This window comes from Nonomuraea sp. NPDC049624 (assembly GCF_040675255.1).
GTDB lineage: Bacteria > Actinomycetota > Actinomycetes > Streptosporangiales > Streptosporangiaceae > Nonomuraea.
This window is the reverse complement of record NZ_JBFAOR010000007.1, coordinates 641,949-657,505: the sequence shown is the minus strand read 5'-3', so window position 1 is coordinate 657,505 and position 15,557 is coordinate 641,949. Positions and strand designations below refer to the sequence as shown.

The window sequence follows — 15,557 nt, the reverse complement described above, 5'->3', positions numbered from 1 at the left end:
CCAGAGCGTCTACAAGTGTAGATAAAAGCGTCAGGCGACTCCGTCCACCGTCCGGGGGACGCCGAGCGGGTTGGCCTCGCGCAGCTCCGGCGGCAGGAGCGGGTCGGGGGTGTCCTGGAAGCACACCGGGCGCAGCCAGCGCTCGATCGCGGTGCCGCCGACCGAGGTCGAGGTGCTGGTGGAGGCGGGGTACGGCCCGCCGTGCTGCATCGCGGGCGCGACCGACACGCCCGTGGGCCAGCCGTCCACGACGACCCGCCCGGCCAGCCCGGCCAGCCTGGCCACCAGGCCGGCCGCCGCGCCCTCGCGCTCGTCGGCCGCCAGGTGCACGGTCGCGGTGAGGTTGCCGGGCAGCGCGTCGAGCACGGCGTCCCGCTCGGACTCCGAGCCGTACCGGGCCACCACGGTGACCGGTCCGAAGCACTCCTCCAGCAGCTCGGCGTGGGCGTCCCCGTCCGCGAGCCGCCCGGCTGCCACGGTCAGCACGCCCGGCCGGACGGCCAGCGGCGCGGCGTCGTCCTCGCCCGCGGCCAGCGCCTGCGTGACGCCGGGCAGCTGGGCGCGGGAGCGCACGCCGTCCAGGAAGGCCGCGCGCATGCGCGGGTCGAGCAGCGGTCCGGCGGGCACGGCGGCCGTGACCACGGCGTCGAGCACCGCGTCGCCCGCCGGGCCCGCGGGCAGCAGGACCAGGCCCGGCTTGACGCAGAACTGGCCGAGGCCCTGGGTGTAGGAGGCGGCCAGGCCCGCGCCGATCTCGGCCGCCCTGGTGGCGGCGGCCCGCTCGGTCACCACGACCGGGTTGAGGCTGCCCAGCTCGCCGTGGAACGGGATCGGCCGCGGCCGCGCGGCGGCCAGGTCGTGCAGCGCCCGCCCGCCGCGTACCGAGCCGGTGAAGCCGACGGCGGCGGTCAGCGGGTGCCGGACCAGCTCCGGGCCCGCCGCGAAGCCGTGCACCAGGCCGACGACGTCGGCCGGCAGACCGGCCTTCTCCGCGGCGGCGCGCAGCGCGCGGGCGGTCAGGACGCTGGTCGCCGGATGGTCCGGATGCGCCTTGACGACGACCGGGCAGCCGGCGGCCAGCGCGCTGGCGGTGTCGCCGCCCGGCACGCTGAAGGCCAGCGGGAAGTTGCTCGCCGCGAACACCGCGACCACGCCCAGCGGCACCTTGTAGCGTCGCAGGTCGGGGCGGGGGGCCGGGCGGGCGGCCGGGTCGGCGTGGTCGATGATCACGTCCAGGAAGGCGCCCGACTCGGCCACGTCGGCGAAGGCCCGCAGCTGGTAGCAGGTGCGGGCCAGCTCGCCGGTGAGGCGGACCCGGCCGAGCGCGGTCTCCGCGTCGGCGGTCGCGATGATCTCCTCGCCGCCCTCCTCCAGCAGCGCCGCGGCGGTACGCAGCAGGTCGGCGCGTACGGACCGGTCGGCCAGCGCGGGGGCGGCGGCGGCAGCGGCGCGCACGGCACGGTCCACGTCCTGCGGCGTCGACTCCGCCGCGACGCGCTCGCGGACCTGTCCGGTACGCGGATCGACGCTCAGCACGTCACTCACGGTCTCGTCCTCTTTCATGATCTTCGTCAGGGTTGTCGTCGGCGAGCGCGGCCAGCTCGCCCAGGGGCACCGGGGCCGCCAGGCTCCGGGTGGACAGCGGGCGCAGGTCGCCGGCCGTGCTCTCGCGGCGGCCCAGGCAGGCCGCGACGCCGGCGGTCGCGAACCCGCACACCCGTCCCTGGCACCAGCCCATGCCCGGCCTGGCCAGCATCTTGAGCGTGCGCGGATCGTCGGCGCCCAGGTCGTCGTGGGCGCGGCGCAGGTCGCCGTAGGAGACCTCCTCGCAGCGGCAGACCAGCGTCTCGTCCCGCAGCCAGGCCGTCCAGGCGCGCGGCACGGGGTAGGTCCGGTGCATGGCCGCGGCGAAGCGCCGCCCGCGGGCGATCGACCGGCGCAACCGGCCCATGAGCGCCGGGTCGGCCCGGCGGCCCAGCGTACGGGCCAGGGCCAGGGCGCTCAGCCGGCCCTCCTGGCGGGCCAGGACCGCGCCGCCCACGCCGGTCGCCTCGCCCGCGACGTACAGGCCGGGGACGCCGGTGCGCTGGAAGGCGTCCACGGTCACGACGAGCGAGCCGTCGACGTCCTTCCTGGTGCCGGCGCCGAGCATGAGCGGCAGTTCGAGGGACGGCGTGAACCCCCAGCCGAGCGCGACGAGGTCGGCGGGGATCTCGCCGGCCGGCCCGGCCGGGCGGCCGTCGCGGCCGAGCCGGGCGAGCCGGACGGCCTCGACCCGGTTCTCCCCGAGGATCTCGGTGACCACGGTCCCGGTGCGGTACGGCACGCGGTGGCGGGCCATCAGCGCGGCGCACCGCAGCGCCTCCAGCCCCTTGGCCGGCACGGACGCGGCGCCGCGCGGGTCGCGCAGCCAGCCGAGCGTGGCGTTGGCCTCGGCGACCGCCGCCACCCGCGCCCCGGCCGCGGCCAGGCCGGTGGCGACCGGCAGCAGGAACGGCCCGGTCCCGGCGACGACCGCGCGGCGGCCGGCGAGCGTGCGCTGCCCCTTGAGCAGGGCCTGCACTCCCCCGGCGGCCATCACGCCGGGCAGGTCCCAGCCGGGGACGGGCAGTTGCCTGTCGTAGCCGCCGGGGCACAGGATCAGCGCGCGGGCGGTCACCGTCGTGCCGGACGCCCCCTCCTCGGGGACGGTGGGCGTCGTGCGCAGCGTGAACGTGCCCGTGCCGTCGCGCGTCGCCAGCCAGACCTGGTGGCCGGGCAGGTAGCGGACCCGTCCGGCGGCGGTCAGGGCGCGCAGCCGGTCGCGCAGCCGGGTGAAGACCGGCCAGTCGTGGTGCCCGGCGGCGTCCTCGGGGCGGGCGTGGCGTTCGTCGTAGTGCCGCCAGAACTGGCCGCCCGGCTGGCGGGCGCCGTCCACCAGGGCCACGTCCAGCCCGGCCGCGGCGGCCTCGACGGCGGCGGCCAGCCCCGCCGGGCCCGCGCCGACCACGGCGACGTCGTGCGTCTCACGCATGTGGGCCTCCCTGCTCGCCGTCTTGCTCGCCGGCTGCCGGGGCGTCGTCGCCGAGGCGCATGCCGTCGCGCGCCGGGACCAGGCAGGCGCGCAGGTCGGGGACGCCGTCGACGGTGATGAGGCAGTCGAAGCAGACGCCGATGCCGCAGAACAGGCCGCGCGGCCGGCCCGCCCCGCGGGTGCTGCGCCAGTCGAGGATGCCGGCCGCGACCAGGGCGGCCCCGACGCTCTGGCCCGGCTCGGCGGGCACGCTCGCGCCGCGGAAGGTCATCTGGTGGGTCATCGGCGCCCCTCCTCGGTCGCGGCGGACCCGGCGCCGGGAAACCCGGTGCCGGAAGAACGGTCGGGGGCGGGGAAGCGGTCGGGGGCGAACGGCTTGAGGTCGAGGTCCGGGGTGCGGCCGGTGAGCGCCTGGGCGACGAGCCTGCCGGTGCCCGCGGACAGTCCGATGCCCGCGCCCTCGTGCCCGCAGGCGTGCCACAACCCGGGCGCGCGCGGGTCGGGCCCGATCACCGGCAGATGGTCCGGGCAGTACGGCCGGAAGCCCAGGTACGTGCGCATGGCGCGGACGTCCCGCAACATCGGGAACAGCGCGATCGCCTTGGCCGCCAGCGCGCCGGCCGCCCGCGGGGAGAACGTGCGGTCGAAGCCGACGCGCTCCCGGGAGGCGCCGATGAGGATCGTGCCGCTGCCGGTGCCTTCCACGACGGGCGAGGTCTGCAGGGCGGCGTCGGAGCTGGCCACGTCCCCGACGTACTCGGCGGCGTAGACCTTGTGGCGGATCGTCCGGGGCGGCATGGGCTGGGTGACCAGCACGAACCCGCGCCTGGGCAGGACGGGCACGTGCACCCCGGCCAGGGCGGCGACGTCGCCGGCCCACGTGCCGGTCGCGTTGAGCACCGCCCCGGCGGGCAGGTCGCCGGCCGTGGTGCGCACGCCGGTCACGCGGCTCCCGTCGCGCAGGAAGCCGGTGACGCCGGTGCGGGTGCGCACCTCGGCGCCGTGCGCGCGGGCCAGCCGCAGCAGGTGGGCGACCACCAGCATGGGCTGGACCTGGGCGTCCTGGGGGTAGAAGGCGGCTCCGGCGAGTCCGGGGGCGAGGTGCGGCTCGTAGTCGCGCAGCTCCTGCGCCGCCACGTCGCGCACCTCGACGCCGTGGCGGCGCTGGTGCTCGCCCAGCTCGCGCAGCGAGGCCAGGCCGGGCCCGGACGCCGCGACGACCAGCCCGCCCTTGGCCTCGAACTCCCACAGCCCGGCGTGCTCGGCCAGGTCCTCGCGCCACACCCGCTGGGAGTAGAGCGCGAGGTCCAGCTCGGGCCCGGCCTCCTTGTCGGACACGAGCAGATTGCCCTCGCCCGCGCTGGACGTGCCGCCGGCGATGGCGCCGCGCTCGACGACCACCACGCGCAGCCCGGCCAGCGCCGCGAAGTACGCGGCGGCCGCGCCCACCACGCCGGCGCCGACCACGACGAGGTCGGCGCTCACGGCGTGGCCTTCGCGCCGCCCGCCCGGCGGCTCACAGCAGGAACCCCGCCGGGAAGGGGTCGGTCGGGTCGAGGTGGAACTGCGAGGTGCCGGTGACCCAGGCGCGGCCGGTGATCGAGGGCAGCACGGCGGGCAGCGGGCCGACCGTGGTCTCGCCGAGCAGCCGTCCGGTGAAGCGGGTGCCGATGAACGACTCGTTGACGAAGTCGTCGCCGAGCGCGAGCTCGCCGCGGGCGTGGAACTGGGCCATGCGGGCGCTGGTGCCGGTGCCGCACGGCGAGCGGTCGAACCAGCCGGGATGGATGGCCATGGCGTGCCTGGACAGTTGCGCCGTCGAGCCGGGGGCGGCCAGGTAGACGTGGTGGCAGCCGTTGATGTCGGGCCGCTCGGGGTGGACCGGGCGGTCGTGCTCGTTGACGGCGTCCATGATCGCCAGCCCGGCCGACAGCAGGTCGCCGGCGCGGGCCCGGTCGAAGGGCAGCCCCAGCTCGGCCAGCTCGACGAAGGCGTAGAAGTTGCCGCCGAAGGCCAGGTCGTAGCCGATCTCCCCGAAGCCGGGCACCTCGACCTTGCGGTCCAGCGCGTACGCGAAGGAGGGCACGTTCTGGATGGTCACCGAGGTCGCCGCGCCGTCCTCGACCGCCACGGACGCCACCACGAGCCCGGCCGGCGTGTCGAGCCGGATCGTGGTGACCGGCTCGACCACGGGCACCATCCCGGTCTCCACCAGCACGGTCGCCACGCCGATCGTGCCGTGGCCGCACATCGGCAGCAGCCCGGAGACCTCGATGAACAGCACGCCGTAGTCGGCGTCGGGCCGGGTGGGCGGCTGGAGGATCGCCCCGCTCATCGCGGCGTGGCCGCGCGGCTCGTACATGAGCAGCGTGCGCACGTCGTCGCTGTTCTCCATGAACCACAGCCGGCGCTCGGCCATGGTCGCCCCCGGGATGGCGCCGACGCCGCCGACGATCACGCGGGTGGGCATGCCCTCGGTGTGGGAGTCGACGGCGTGGAAGGTGCGGCGTGATCTCACTTGTAGCCCTTTTCCAGGACGGCCTCGGTGTCGGCGGTGATGCGGGCGACCAGCTCGGGCGCCAGCGGCAGGCGCGGCGGACGGCAGGCGCCGCCCCTGCGCCCGGCCAGGTCCATGGACAGCTTGATCGACTGCACGAACTCGGGCTTGGAGTCCCAGCGCAGCAGCGGGTGCAGGTCGCGGTAGACGCGCAGCGCCTCGGGCAGGTCGGCGGGGTTGCCCGAGGTGGCCAGCCGGTACAGGCGGGTCGTGGACTGCGGGATCATGTTCGGGTACCCGGCGATCCAGCCGACGGCCCCGGCCAGGCCCAGCTCCAGCAGCACGTCGTCGGCCCCGATGAGCAGGTCGAGCTCAGGCGCCAGCTCGGCGATCTCGTACGCTCGGCGCACGTCCCCGGTGAACTCCTTGACGCCGACGATCAGGCCCTCGTGGTACAGCTCGGCCAGCAGCGCGGGGGTCAGGTCGACCTTGGTGTCGAACGGGTTGTTGTAGGCCACGACCGGCAGCCCGGCCTTGGCGACCTCCCGGTAGTGGGCGACGACGGCCTCGCGCGGGGCCCGGTAGGCGTTCGGCGGCAGCAGCAGCACGGACGTGGCCCCCGCCTCGGCGGCCTGGTCGGCCCACCGGCGGGCCTCCATGGAGCCGTACGCGGCCACGCCCGGCATGACGCCGAATCCGGGCGGCGCGGCCTGGACGGCCGTCTCGACGACGCGGGCCCGCTCCTGCGGCGTGAGCGTCTGGTACTCGCCCAGCGAGCCGTTGGGCGTCACACCGTCACAGCCGCCTTCGGCCAGGAAGCGCACGTGCTCGGCGAACCCGTCGTAGTCCACGGAGAGGTCGTCGGCGAAGGGCAGGGCCGTCGCGACGTGGATGCCGCGCCACGGCGTGGCGGAGGTGGTCATGCTGAGGTCTCCTCACATGGGGATATTCGAGAGATTATGCGGTGCAATGTCACAGCGACTACCTACCCGGCGGCCATCCACTTCTCCAGGCCGTCGGCGTCCAGGGGCAGCGCGGCCGACAACACGTCGGCGCCCTGCTCGGTGACCACCAGGTCGTCCTCGATCCGGACGCCGATCCCGCGCAGCTCCGGCGGGACGGTGAGGTCGTGCGGGTGGAAGTACAGGCCGGGCTCCACGGTGAGCGCCATGCCGGGGGCCATGACGGCGTCCTGGTAGGCCTCCTGGCTCGCCCGGCCGCAGTCGTGCACGTCCAGGCCGAGGTGGTGGCCGACGCCGCAGACCAGGTGGCGGCGGTGGTGCTGGCCGGCGTCGGACAGCGCCTCGTCCACCGAGACCGGCAGCAGGCCCCAGCCGGCCAGGCCGTGCGCGACGACCTCCATGGCGGCGTGGTGGAAGTCGCTGAAGCGGCGGCCGGGGGCCACGGCGGCGAGCGCCGCCCGGTGGGCGCGTTCGACCAGGTCGTGCACCTGCCGCTGGGCCGGGGTGAAGCGGCCGGAGACGGGGAAGGTGCGGGTGACGTCGGCGGTGTAGCAGCTCTCCGCCTCGACGCCGAGGTCGAGCAGGAGCAGCTCGCCGGGGGTCACCGGGCCGTCGCAGCGCACCCAGTGCAGGGTGGGCGCGTGCGGGCCGCCGCCGACGATGGAGGGGTAGCCGGGGCCGTTGCCGTAGGCGCGGGCGTACCGGTCGAAGGTGCCCTGGAGCCATCGCTCGCCGCGCCCGGCCACGGCGGCGGGGATCTCGCGGACGACCTCGGCGAAGCCCTCGACGGTGCGGTCCACCGCCTCGCGCAGCTGGCCGAGCTCCCAGTCGTCCTTGTACATGCGCAGCTCGGCGAGGACCCGGGCGGCCTCCTGGTCGTCCGTCACCTCGATGGTCAGCTCGGCCAGCGGCTTGACCGGGACGCCCAGCGCCTTGGCCCAGTCGTCCAGGCCGGGGGCGGCGCCCACCCACAGCTCGCCGTACCTGGAGTCGGTGAAGAACGCCGGGTCGCCGGGGCGGGCGGGCGGCGGCACGTAGAGCGTGGCCTCGGCGCCCTCCAGCACGACGACGGCGTTCTCGATCTGGCAGCCGGTCAGCCAGACGAAGTCGCTGCCGGCGCGGAAGTCGTAGGCCATGTCGTTGCTGCGGATCGGAGCCTGCCCCGCGGCCAGCACGACCTTCCGGCCGGGCAGCGCCTCGGCCAGCCGCGTCCGGTGGGCGGCGGCGGCCTCGGCCGCGCCGGGCACCACGCGCGGCGTGCGGTCGGGGGCGCCCCAGCCGGTGTTCATGTACGCGGTGAACGCGGGAATCTCGGACAGCCTCGGGGGCCTGCCGTCACGCACCGGGATCACTCCTTCCATAGGGCTCAGTAATGTGTGGCATTGCACTGAACACTAAGACGGCGGAAGCCCGCCGCCAAGAGGTGACCAGAAAAATCCGCATATCGTGACAAAGGCTCGGTTACGCTGCGGGAGCCACGCGATCAACGAGCACACCCAGACCCCGCAAGCGGACGAGCACGGCGGGACGAGAGACGGGAAGAACGATGACCTCTTGGATCCTCATCGTCGTCGGCGTGCTGCTGGCCCTGGTCGGCGGGCTCTGGGCGCTCCAGGGACTGGGCGTGGTGGGCGGCAGCGTGATGACCGGCGACACCGCCTGGGCGGTCATCGGTCCGGTGGTCCTGCTGGTGGGCGTCGCCGTCGTGGTGATCGGCCTGCGCCTGCGGCGTTCGCCGTCGCGCTGAACGCGTCGATCCGGCCCGGGGAAGCGTGAAGCCGGCCGCGAGCCGGCCCGGGGAAGCCTGAAGCCGGTTGCGACCGAACGCGGCGAGCCGGCCCGGGAAGCCTGAGCCGACCGCGATCCGGGCGGCCGTCCGGTCAGGAAGGTTCTGTCGCAAATGGCCTAGAATCCGACAGATGTCCCCCGCCTCCGCCCGGCTGGCCTGGCTGGACGCCCTGCGGGGGCCCGCCGCGCTGGCCGTCACCGCGCACCACGCGGGCTGGTCCTTCGTCCCGGCCGCGTGGGCGGTCGTGGACCGCAGGATCGACCTCGGCACGTGGGGCGTCTTCGTGTTCTTCCTGGTCAGCGGCTACATCATCCCGGCGTCCCTGGAACGGCGCGGCGACCTGCGCGCCTTCTGGACCGGGCGGGCCTTCCGCCTGCTGCCGCTGCTGCTGGCCGCCCTCGGCCTGGCGTCCCTGCTCGCCCTCGCGGGCCTGTTCCCGCTGGATCCGCGCCTCGGCGAACGTCCCGCGCCGCTGGTCGCGCTCGGCAACCTGACGATGCTGCAGGAGCTGCTCAACCTGCCGCCCGTCATCGGCGTCACCTGGACGTTGTCGTACGAGATGGCGTTCTACCTGATCAGCGTGGCGCTGTTCGCGACCGGCCAGGCCCGCAGGTCGGCGGGGATCGCCGTCGCGCTGGCGGCGCTGGCCGTGCCGGCGGGGCTGCTGCTGCCGGGCGCGTCGATCAACGGCGGTGCCGACCTGACCGCCGCGCTGCTGGTCCTCGCGGTCGTGGCGGCGATCGCGGTCACCGCCCTCGGGGACGGCCGGGCCCGTACGGCGGCCGCCGCGGCGGGCGGGCTGCTCGGCCTGGCGCTGGTGGTCCTGGGCAGCCGGGCCGGCACCTGGCAGGGCGTGATCATCCTGGCGGCCATGTTCGCCGGGACCGCGGTGCACCGCGCCGAGCAGGGCGCGATCTCCTGGCGGACCGCCGGGCTCGCCTGCCTGGCGGTGGTGGCCTGCGGCGTCCCCGCCAAGGACGACCCGGGATGGGCGCCCGCGCTCGTGCTCGCGTTCGCCGTGTTCGGGGTGGGGCTGGCGTTGCGCCACAGGACGTTCCCGCGCGTGCTGACCCGGCTCGGCGTGATCAGCTTCTCCGTCTACCTGCTGCATCCCCTGCTGCTGCGCCTGCTGCCGAACCTGGTGCTGTACTACCTGGTCCTGATCCCGCTGTGCCTGGTGACGTACCACGTGATCGAGGCCCCGGCCCAGCGGCTCAGGCGCCGGCTGAGCGGGTCACGCGCCCCCGTCCAGAAGTAGGGACCGACGCCGCGGGCGGGCACCCCCCAGCCCCCGCCCGCGCGTCCGGTGCCGCGAGCGGGTCCCGCTCGCGGAGGTGGCCGCCGTCGTCAGGCGACCACGAGTGACTGCGCCCTGAACTCCCTTCCGGCCACGATCTCGGAGACGAACCCGTCGGGTCCGACGGGACGGTCGCCGATCAGCGTGACCCGGTGCAGCGTGCGCGGCACGTCGAGGTGGTCGAGGTCGGACGGGGCGAGGTGGGCGGTGGCGCGGTTGTCCCAGAAGGCGACGCTGCCGGGCTGCCAGCGGAACCGCACGGTGTACTCGGGCCGGGTGAGCTGCTCGTACAGCAGGTCGAGGATGCGGCGGCTCTCCACGGCCGACAGGCCCACGATGTGGTCGGTGAAGCCGGGGTTGACGAACAACGCCCGCTCACCGGTCTCCGGATGCACCCGCACCACCGGGTGCACGGAGATCAGCAGGTTGTCGTTGATGCGCTTGACCAGCTTGCCGTCCTCGTCGGCGGCCTGGTAGCCGGCCAGGAAGCGGTGCTCGGCGCGCAGGCCGTCCACCAGGTCGCGCAGCGGCGCGGACAGGCCCTCGTAGGCGGCCACCAGGTTCGTCCACTGGGTGTCGCCGCCGAACTCCGGCACGATCTCGGCCCGCAGGATCGAGGCGGCGGGCGGGTTGACGGCGGCGGTGACGTCGGTGTGCCAGCCGGAGAAGTAGGAGTAGCGCCTCCGCTGGTAGAGCTCGCGGTAGTTGACGCCGTAACGCTTCTCGTACCGGCGCGGGTCGATGGTCAGGATCTGCGGGAACTCCTCCGGCGGCGCGTCCTCGTGCGGGTGGGCGTGGGTCAGCTCGCCGAACTGGCGGGCGAAGGCGATCTGCGCGGCGTGGTCGAGCTCCTGCCCGCGGAAGAACACGACTTTGTACGCGAGCAGCGCCTGGCGGATCTCCTCGACCACGGACGGATCGAGCGGGTGGGCCAGATCGACGCCGGTGATCTCGGCGCCGATGTGCCCGGCGACGCGCCGGACGGTGAGCACGCTGGTGGGGGTCGACATGGTTCGGCCACTCCTCTGAGCTTCGGGGAAGGTCTGGGGGAAGGACGCTCGCGCGTCCGAGGAGAGCGGGGACCCGGAGGTCACCGCACGGCACAGAGCGCGCTCGCCTGCCGCCGGAGGTCGACGTGGAGGCGGGCCACCAGAAGGCTCTTCACGCCTCTGATCCTGCGCGAAATTTCCCACAAAAGCAATAGGTAATACATGAAAACTGGTCAGCTCGTGCCGGGGCCGCCGTCCGTCACCGTGACCCGGCCCGAGTACGCCGAGGTGCCGTCCGGGTTGAGCTGGAGGATCGGGATCTCCTTGGTCTGGCGGGCGCCGCCCTCGACGATCCTGATCGGGCCGCTGGCGCCCTCGACCGACACCGTGCCGCTGGTCAGCATGTTCGCCATGTCCTGCGGCGAGGGCACGTCCGGCTCGCGGGCGAACGCCTTGGCCGTCTCCAGGGCCACGAACATGGCGTCGTGGTGCATGATGGCCATGCCGTCGTCCAGGCTCTCGTGCGGGAACAGGCGCCGGAAGCTGTCGGCGTCGTCGCCCTCGAACCTGGCCCGGATCGCCGTGAGCACCCCGCCGCCGGGCAGCGCGAGGCTCGCCGGGTGGGCCAGGGCCGTGTAGAAGAGCCGGATCCGGGTGTCCCCCCACATGCCGAGGTCGACCTTGCGGTTCATCTCGCTGGCGTCGTCGCCGGTGACCACGGTGACGCCGGGCCGCACGCACCGCTCGCGCTGGCTGAGCGCCTGCATCAGCGCGGGCAGCTGCTCGCTGCGCCCGGCGTACAGGACGGTGTTCGCGCCGGAGTTGCAGACGCGCTCGGCGATGACGTCGAGCACGGTGCCGGAGAACCTGGTCGAGGAGTCGAAGGACAACTCCATCACGCTCTCCCGGCCGGCCAGCGAGCCGGTGTAGAACCGGGCGAGGGTCTTGACGTAGCTGTCGGCCGGGTTGAGATCCTTGATCACGACCGCCTTGAGCCGGGGGTTGACCTTCCTGGCGTGCACCACCCCGGCCTGGGCCTGCTCGCTGTTCAGCGCCGCGACGCGGGCCAGCCCGGGGAAGCCGGTGAGCTCGTCGGAGGTGATGACCGCCGAGACCATCGCGTACCGGCTCGCGCTCAGGGCGGCGACCGTCCTGCGGGTCGCGCCGGTGCTGGCGCCCAGCCCGGTCACCGCCACGATGTGCTCCTGCGCGGTCCGGTCCCGGACGGCCTCGACCGTCGGCTCCCAGTCCTGCGGCCCGTCGCTGGCGACCAGCACCCGCACGTACGGCGGCGAGGAGGGCTGCCGGTTGCGCCACACCTGCGCCAGGTGGATGCCCTCCAGGCCGTGCCTGATGCTCTCCCGGTTCAGGGCGATGTCGGTGAGCGAGCCGGTCATCGGGAACATCGCGACGACGGTGACGTAGTCGTCCGGGTGCTCCTTCTCCACCGCGGCGTTCTCGGCGGCGATGCGGCTCATGACCGGGACCAGGTCGGGGCCGAAGGCGTCGCTGTCGTCGGTGAGCCGCGACGTCCTGACGTACAGCCCGAGGACGACGACGGCCGCCACGACGAGCACCCCGGCCAGCGCCCTGCGCAGCAGGACGCGGTTGCGGCGGCCCGCCGCCCACTTCGCACCGACCTCCGCCGGCGCCGGATCGCCCGCCCCGGCCGTGCCGAGGTCACCGTCGTCGCTCATACCTGTCGGCCTCCCGTAACAAGATCGCCGGACTGGTGGTCGACCGCCTGGCCAGGTCCCGCAGCCCGCGCGCGACCTGCTCGGCCCGGCTCCCGGACGGGTCGAGCAGCGGGTCGAGCCAGAACCAGCGGTCCACGACCAGGGCTCTGACCACGACGAGCCAGTCCCCGCGCTCGTGCGGGGCGGCGGTCGCCACCAGGGAGTCGTACAGCTCGTCCAGGGGGGTGACCAGCGGCAGCCGGTTGGGGGCGGTGGTCACCTCGTTGAAGCCGGCCAGCCATTCCGGCAGGCGGCTGCGGCCGTCCTCGCGCACGTCGAGCCGGTCGAAGAGCCGGTGCAGGTGATCGGCGACGTGGGTCAGATGGCCCTCGGGGTCGCCCCGGCCGACGCGGGCCAGGCGGTGGTGCAGGCTGCGCGGGTTCTCCTCGCCGCCGGGGCCGAGGTGGAACCGTTCCAGGTCGCCGTGCACGTCGTCCCAGCGTCCGGTGACGGCGAGCCGGTGCAGCAGCAGCCGCCGCAGCCACGGATGGATCACGGTGACCTGCGGGCCGCGCGCCCCCTCGTAGCGGCCGTGCGGGTCCCGCTCCTCCGGGCGGCGGTCGAGCCAGAGCTGGTCGGCCAGCTCGTTGCGCAGGTTCGGCGTCCGGCCGGCCCGTTTGAGCAGGGCGCTCTCGGCGTCGTCCACGTTCCTGGCCGCCGCCCAGTCGGTGAGCTCGTCCAGGTGGGCCAGGTGCAGCCGGTCGGGCCAGCGCAGCAGGTCCTCGCGGCACACGACGGCGCGGAAGGCGTCGTCGTCCTGGGCCGTGGCGGCGAGCCTGCCCAGGCGCCGGGTCACGGCCGGATGGCCGCCGGTCAGCTCCCGGACGGCCGAGGCGTAGGCGCGCGACCTGTCGGCCTCCAGCGGCGGCATCAGCACGGGGTACCACCACGGCTGCTCCCGGGCGTCGTAGCCGGCCCGCCAGTCGCGGTAGCTCGCCTCCGCCAGCGTGGGCGGGTGGGCCGCGCCGGGCACCACCGTGCCGGGACGCGCCCACGAGCCGCCCATCGGCAGCCACTCCCTCGACTCCGCCACCACCAGCAGCGGGTCGGCGCCCTTGGCCGGGCCGAGCGCCCTGAGCAGCGCGCGGCCCGCCGCGGTCTCGGCCCCCTCCAGCAGCAGCAGGCAGCTGCGGGCGTGGCGGTGGCTCTTGGACCAGGAGTCGGTGAGGTCGGCGACCAGGGCCCGGCACAGGATCGCCCCCGCGGACCCGGACGGGTCGCCGCCGTGGCCGTCCCGCCGTCTGGCCAGGTCGATCACGTTGCCGTTGGCCATCTGGGCGGCCAGCCACGTCCTGCCCTTGTCGTTGAGCAGCCTGACCACGCGGCGGCGCTGGCCCCGGGCGGCGTACTGGAGCACCGAGGTGAGCGCGGCCAGCGGCTCGGCCCCCGGGATGCGGCCGAGCAGGTCGCGCAGCAGGGACAGGGCGTCGGACAGCCGCTCGGGGTCGCCGCCGTCCACGAGGTCGTCCAGCTCGCCGGCCAGCTCGTTGTCGGAGCGGTCCCGCGGGTCCAGGGCCAGCACGTGCAGCGCGAAGACCACCCGGGGCAGCCGGACGCTGGAGGTCTCCATCAGGTCGTGGGCGATGCGCTCGACCGTCTTGACCACCGGCGCGTCGCGCAGCCCCGGCAGCCGGAAGTCCACCCGCACCCGCGGCGAGTCGGGCCTGGTGACGCTCCGCCAGACGCGGGTGAGGCACACCTCGCGGTCGGTGCCGTCGGGGCCGAGCAGCACGATGACCGGGAGCCGGTCGCCGCTCCCCAGCGGGAGGCACTCCTTCGTCACCAGGCGAAGGTGAGCGTCGTTGAACGAATCCGCCATCGCAGCAACCTGCCGGGTCGTCGTCAGCTGGTGCGTGCCCGAGTGAGCCCCGAGAGTGAGCCCACGGGTGAGCCCGGGTGAGCATCGCCCCGCGGACGCTCGTTTCCATCATAGAAACGAAGTACCGGGCGACGGCGGAAGAATCCGGATGAATGCGGAGCCTCCGGCCAGGGCCGGAGGCTCCGGCCCGGGTCAGGGATGCGGGCGCTCGTCCACGACCTGCAGCACCTTCCCGGTACGCGGGTGCGTCACCAGCTCCGACGGCCGCACCCATTCGACGGTCAGCGGGTGCACCAGCCCCTCGTCCACGGACTTCGGGTAGAGCGGCTTGGCCGCGTACACGGCGTCCACGAGCCGCTGGGTCAGGCCGGGCGGCGGCTCCTGCGTGCAGGCCAGCCGGAGCAGCAGGCCGTCCTTGCCGTCCCAGCGGCGCTGGACCATCTGCATCGCCGACATCGCCCGGTCCGGGTCGGCGGCGACCAGCACGGCCCGGACGGCCTCGCTGGACATCGCCACCGTCTCCACCCTGGCCCCCTCCGACGTCCTGCCGACCAGCCGGAAGGCCCGGCAGTCCGCGTCGGTCCACTCCCCCAGGTCGCCGACCGGGTAGCGGATGACCGGCATCAGCGTCCTGAACAGGTTGGTGACGACCACCCGCCCGCGCACGCCGGGCATGGTGACCGGGTCGCCGGTCACCTCGTCGAGCAGTTCCACCAGGGTGCGCTCGGGGAACGCCTCGTGCACCCGCACGTCCGCGCCGGCCACCGGGCCGCCGATCAGCCCGGCGTCCACGGAGGCGTAGCCGAGCGAGGCGATCGCCGCGCCGGGGAAGGCCTTGGCCAGCTGCGGACGCAGGTCGTCGAAGAGCAGGTCGCCGGCGAACAGCAGCAGCTCCACGGTGTCCGCGCCGCGCCCGCGCGCGATCACCGCCTCGGCCACCTTGCCGAGCTTCATCGGCGGCCCCGCCAGCACGTGCACGCCGAACAGCTCGATCAGGTCGGCGATGTAGCCGTCCTCGGCGTGGCAGGCGATGGGCAGGCGCACGTTGTCGACGGGGGCGTTGTGCAGGGCGTGCTCGATGTAGAGGAAGCCGCCGTACATCTCGCCGGCGGAGAACAGGTTCGCCACCCGGTGGCCGGGACGCAGGCCCGCTCTCACCATGCCGGCGCCGAACGCGGTGACCGAGTCGGCGTGCTCGGAGCGCGTCCAGGGGGAGAACTTGGGCGCTCCGGTGGTGCCGCCGGAGGCGTAGACGCCGGCGTCGGTCAGGGGGCCGGTCAGCAGCCTGTTGCCGGGGTGGGTGTTGGCGGCCCAGAAGGCGTTCTGGTCGATGATCGGCAGCGCGGTGAGGTCGTCCACGCCGTCGGGCAGGTCGCGGTAGAGGTCGGCGTAGAACGGCGAGTGCCGCCGGGCGAAGCCGATCAGGTCACGCAGGGACTTGGCGGGCATGTGTCA

At 74.5% G+C, this 15,557-nt stretch carries 14 protein-coding genes; 2 read left to right on the top strand and 12 right to left on the bottom strand.

Features of this window, described 5'->3' with window-relative positions; translation table 11 throughout:
• Positions 1 to 30 precede the first annotated feature (30 nt).
• The 7 genes from AB0J76_RS30885 to AB0J76_RS30855 all read right to left on the bottom strand — a co-directional run bounded on the left by AB0J76_RS30885 (position 31) and on the right by AB0J76_RS30855 (position 7,815).
• A complete protein-coding gene (locus AB0J76_RS30885) occupies positions 31 to 1,545 on the bottom strand; it encodes an aldehyde dehydrogenase (NADP(+)) (protein WP_364391327.1) in 1,515 nt (504 codons plus the stop codon).
• The gene (locus AB0J76_RS30880) at positions 1,538 to 3,013 is read right to left on the bottom strand and encodes an NAD(P)/FAD-dependent oxidoreductase (protein ID WP_352330828.1); all 1,476 of its coding nucleotides are present in this window, start codon (positions 3,011 to 3,013) and stop codon (positions 1,538 to 1,540) included. The genes AB0J76_RS30885 and AB0J76_RS30880 overlap by 8 nt, the downstream gene beginning before the upstream one ends.
• Entirely contained in the window at positions 3,006 to 3,296 is a 291-nt protein-coding gene (locus tag AB0J76_RS30875) for a (2Fe-2S)-binding protein (protein ID WP_352330827.1), read from the bottom strand. The genes AB0J76_RS30880 and AB0J76_RS30875 overlap by 8 nt, the downstream gene beginning before the upstream one ends.
• On the bottom strand, positions 3,293 to 4,498 hold the full coding sequence (locus tag AB0J76_RS30870; protein WP_364391323.1) for an FAD-binding oxidoreductase: 1,206 nt from the start codon (positions 4,496 to 4,498) through the stop codon (positions 3,293 to 3,295). The genes AB0J76_RS30875 and AB0J76_RS30870 overlap by 4 nt, the downstream gene beginning before the upstream one ends.
• A gap of 31 nt (positions 4,499 to 4,529) precedes the next feature.
• Entirely contained in the window at positions 4,530 to 5,531 is a 1,002-nt protein-coding gene (locus AB0J76_RS30865) for a proline racemase family protein (RefSeq protein WP_352329986.1), read from the bottom strand.
• The gene (locus AB0J76_RS30860; RefSeq protein WP_352329984.1) at positions 5,528 to 6,433 is read right to left on the bottom strand and encodes a dihydrodipicolinate synthase family protein; all 906 of its coding nucleotides are present in this window, start codon (positions 6,431 to 6,433) and stop codon (positions 5,528 to 5,530) included. The genes AB0J76_RS30865 and AB0J76_RS30860 overlap by 4 nt, the downstream gene beginning before the upstream one ends.
• Positions 6,434 to 6,495: 62 nt before the next feature.
• Positions 6,496 to 7,815: an aminopeptidase P family protein gene (locus AB0J76_RS30855; protein ID WP_352329982.1), complete on the bottom strand. Its 1,320-nt coding sequence runs from the start codon at positions 7,813 to 7,815 to the stop codon at positions 6,496 to 6,498.
• A 203-nt stretch (positions 7,816 to 8,018) separates the two neighbouring features.
• Between AB0J76_RS30855 and AB0J76_RS30850 the strand changes: the two genes are divergently transcribed.
• Both AB0J76_RS30850 and AB0J76_RS30845 read left to right on the top strand, forming a co-directional pair.
• Positions 8,019 to 8,219, top strand: coding sequence for a hypothetical protein (locus AB0J76_RS30850; protein WP_352329981.1), 201 nt, complete (start codon positions 8,019 to 8,021; stop codon positions 8,217 to 8,219).
• Positions 8,220 to 8,391: 172 nt separating this feature from the next.
• Positions 8,392 to 9,519 (top strand): acyltransferase family protein, encoded by a 1,128-nt coding sequence (locus AB0J76_RS30845; RefSeq protein WP_352329979.1) that lies wholly within the window; start codon positions 8,392 to 8,394, stop codon positions 9,517 to 9,519.
• An 89-nt stretch (positions 9,520 to 9,608) separates the two neighbouring features.
• On the opposite strand, the gene AB0J76_RS30840 is transcribed toward AB0J76_RS30845, so the two are convergent.
• The 5 genes from AB0J76_RS30840 to AB0J76_RS30820 all read right to left on the bottom strand — a co-directional run bounded on the left by AB0J76_RS30840 (position 9,609) and on the right by AB0J76_RS30820 (position 15,551).
• On the bottom strand, positions 9,609 to 10,568 hold the full coding sequence (locus tag AB0J76_RS30840) for a TauD/TfdA family dioxygenase (RefSeq protein ID WP_352324369.1): 960 nt from the start codon (positions 10,566 to 10,568) through the stop codon (positions 9,609 to 9,611).
• 80 nt (positions 10,569 to 10,648) lie between these two features.
• Positions 10,649 to 10,771, bottom strand: a complete 123-nt coding sequence (locus tag AB0J76_RS30835; protein ID WP_352324370.1) for a putative leader peptide — start codon at positions 10,769 to 10,771, stop codon at positions 10,649 to 10,651.
• 9 nt (positions 10,772 to 10,780) lie between these two features.
• Positions 10,781 to 12,244 carry a hypothetical protein gene (locus AB0J76_RS30830; RefSeq protein WP_352324371.1) on the bottom strand — a complete coding sequence of 488 codons (1,464 nt, stop codon included), beginning with the start codon at positions 12,242 to 12,244 and terminating at the stop codon, positions 10,781 to 10,783.
• Positions 12,228 to 14,102 carry a hypothetical protein gene (locus AB0J76_RS30825; RefSeq protein ID WP_352324372.1) on the bottom strand — a complete coding sequence of 625 codons (1,875 nt, stop codon included), beginning with the start codon at positions 14,100 to 14,102 and terminating at the stop codon, positions 12,228 to 12,230. Before AB0J76_RS30825 ends, AB0J76_RS30830 begins: the two co-directional genes overlap by 17 nt.
• A gap of 192 nt (positions 14,103 to 14,294) precedes the next feature.
• Positions 14,295 to 15,551, bottom strand: a complete 1,257-nt coding sequence (locus AB0J76_RS30820; protein WP_352324373.1) for a hypothetical protein — start codon at positions 15,549 to 15,551, stop codon at positions 14,295 to 14,297.
• Positions 15,552 to 15,557 lie beyond the last annotated feature (6 nt).

Excerpts from the sequence above, each read along its gene's own strand:
- AB0J76_RS30880 (WP_352330828.1), bottom strand. The coding sequence starts at position 3,013 with ATGCGTGAGACGCACGACGTCGCCGTGGTCGGCGCGGGCCCGGCGGGG.
- AB0J76_RS30875 (WP_352330827.1), bottom strand. The coding sequence starts at position 3,296 with ATGACCCACCAGATGACCTTCCGCGGCGCGAGCGTGCCCGCCGAGCCG.
- AB0J76_RS30860 (WP_352329984.1), bottom strand. The coding sequence starts at position 6,433 with ATGACCACCTCCGCCACGCCGTGGCGCGGCATCCACGTCGCGACGGCC.
- AB0J76_RS30850 (WP_352329981.1), top strand. The coding sequence starts at position 8,019 with ATGACCTCTTGGATCCTCATCGTCGTCGGCGTGCTGCTGGCCCTGGTC.
- AB0J76_RS30845 (WP_352329979.1), top strand. The coding sequence starts at position 8,392 with ATGTCCCCCGCCTCCGCCCGGCTGGCCTGGCTGGACGCCCTGCGGGGG.
- AB0J76_RS30840 (WP_352324369.1), bottom strand. The coding sequence starts at position 10,568 with ATGTCGACCCCCACCAGCGTGCTCACCGTCCGGCGCGTCGCCGGGCAC.
- AB0J76_RS30835 (WP_352324370.1), bottom strand. The coding sequence starts at position 10,771 with ATGTATTACCTATTGCTTTTGTGGGAAATTTCGCGCAGGATCAGAGGC.
- AB0J76_RS30830 (WP_352324371.1), bottom strand. The coding sequence starts at position 12,244 with ATGAGCGACGACGGTGACCTCGGCACGGCCGGGGCGGGCGATCCGGCG.
- AB0J76_RS30825 (WP_352324372.1), bottom strand. The coding sequence starts at position 14,102 with ATGGCGGATTCGTTCAACGACGCTCACCTTCGCCTGGTGACGAAGGAG.
- AB0J76_RS30820 (WP_352324373.1), bottom strand. The coding sequence starts at position 15,551 with ATGCCCGCCAAGTCCCTGCGTGACCTGATCGGCTTCGCCCGGCGGCAC.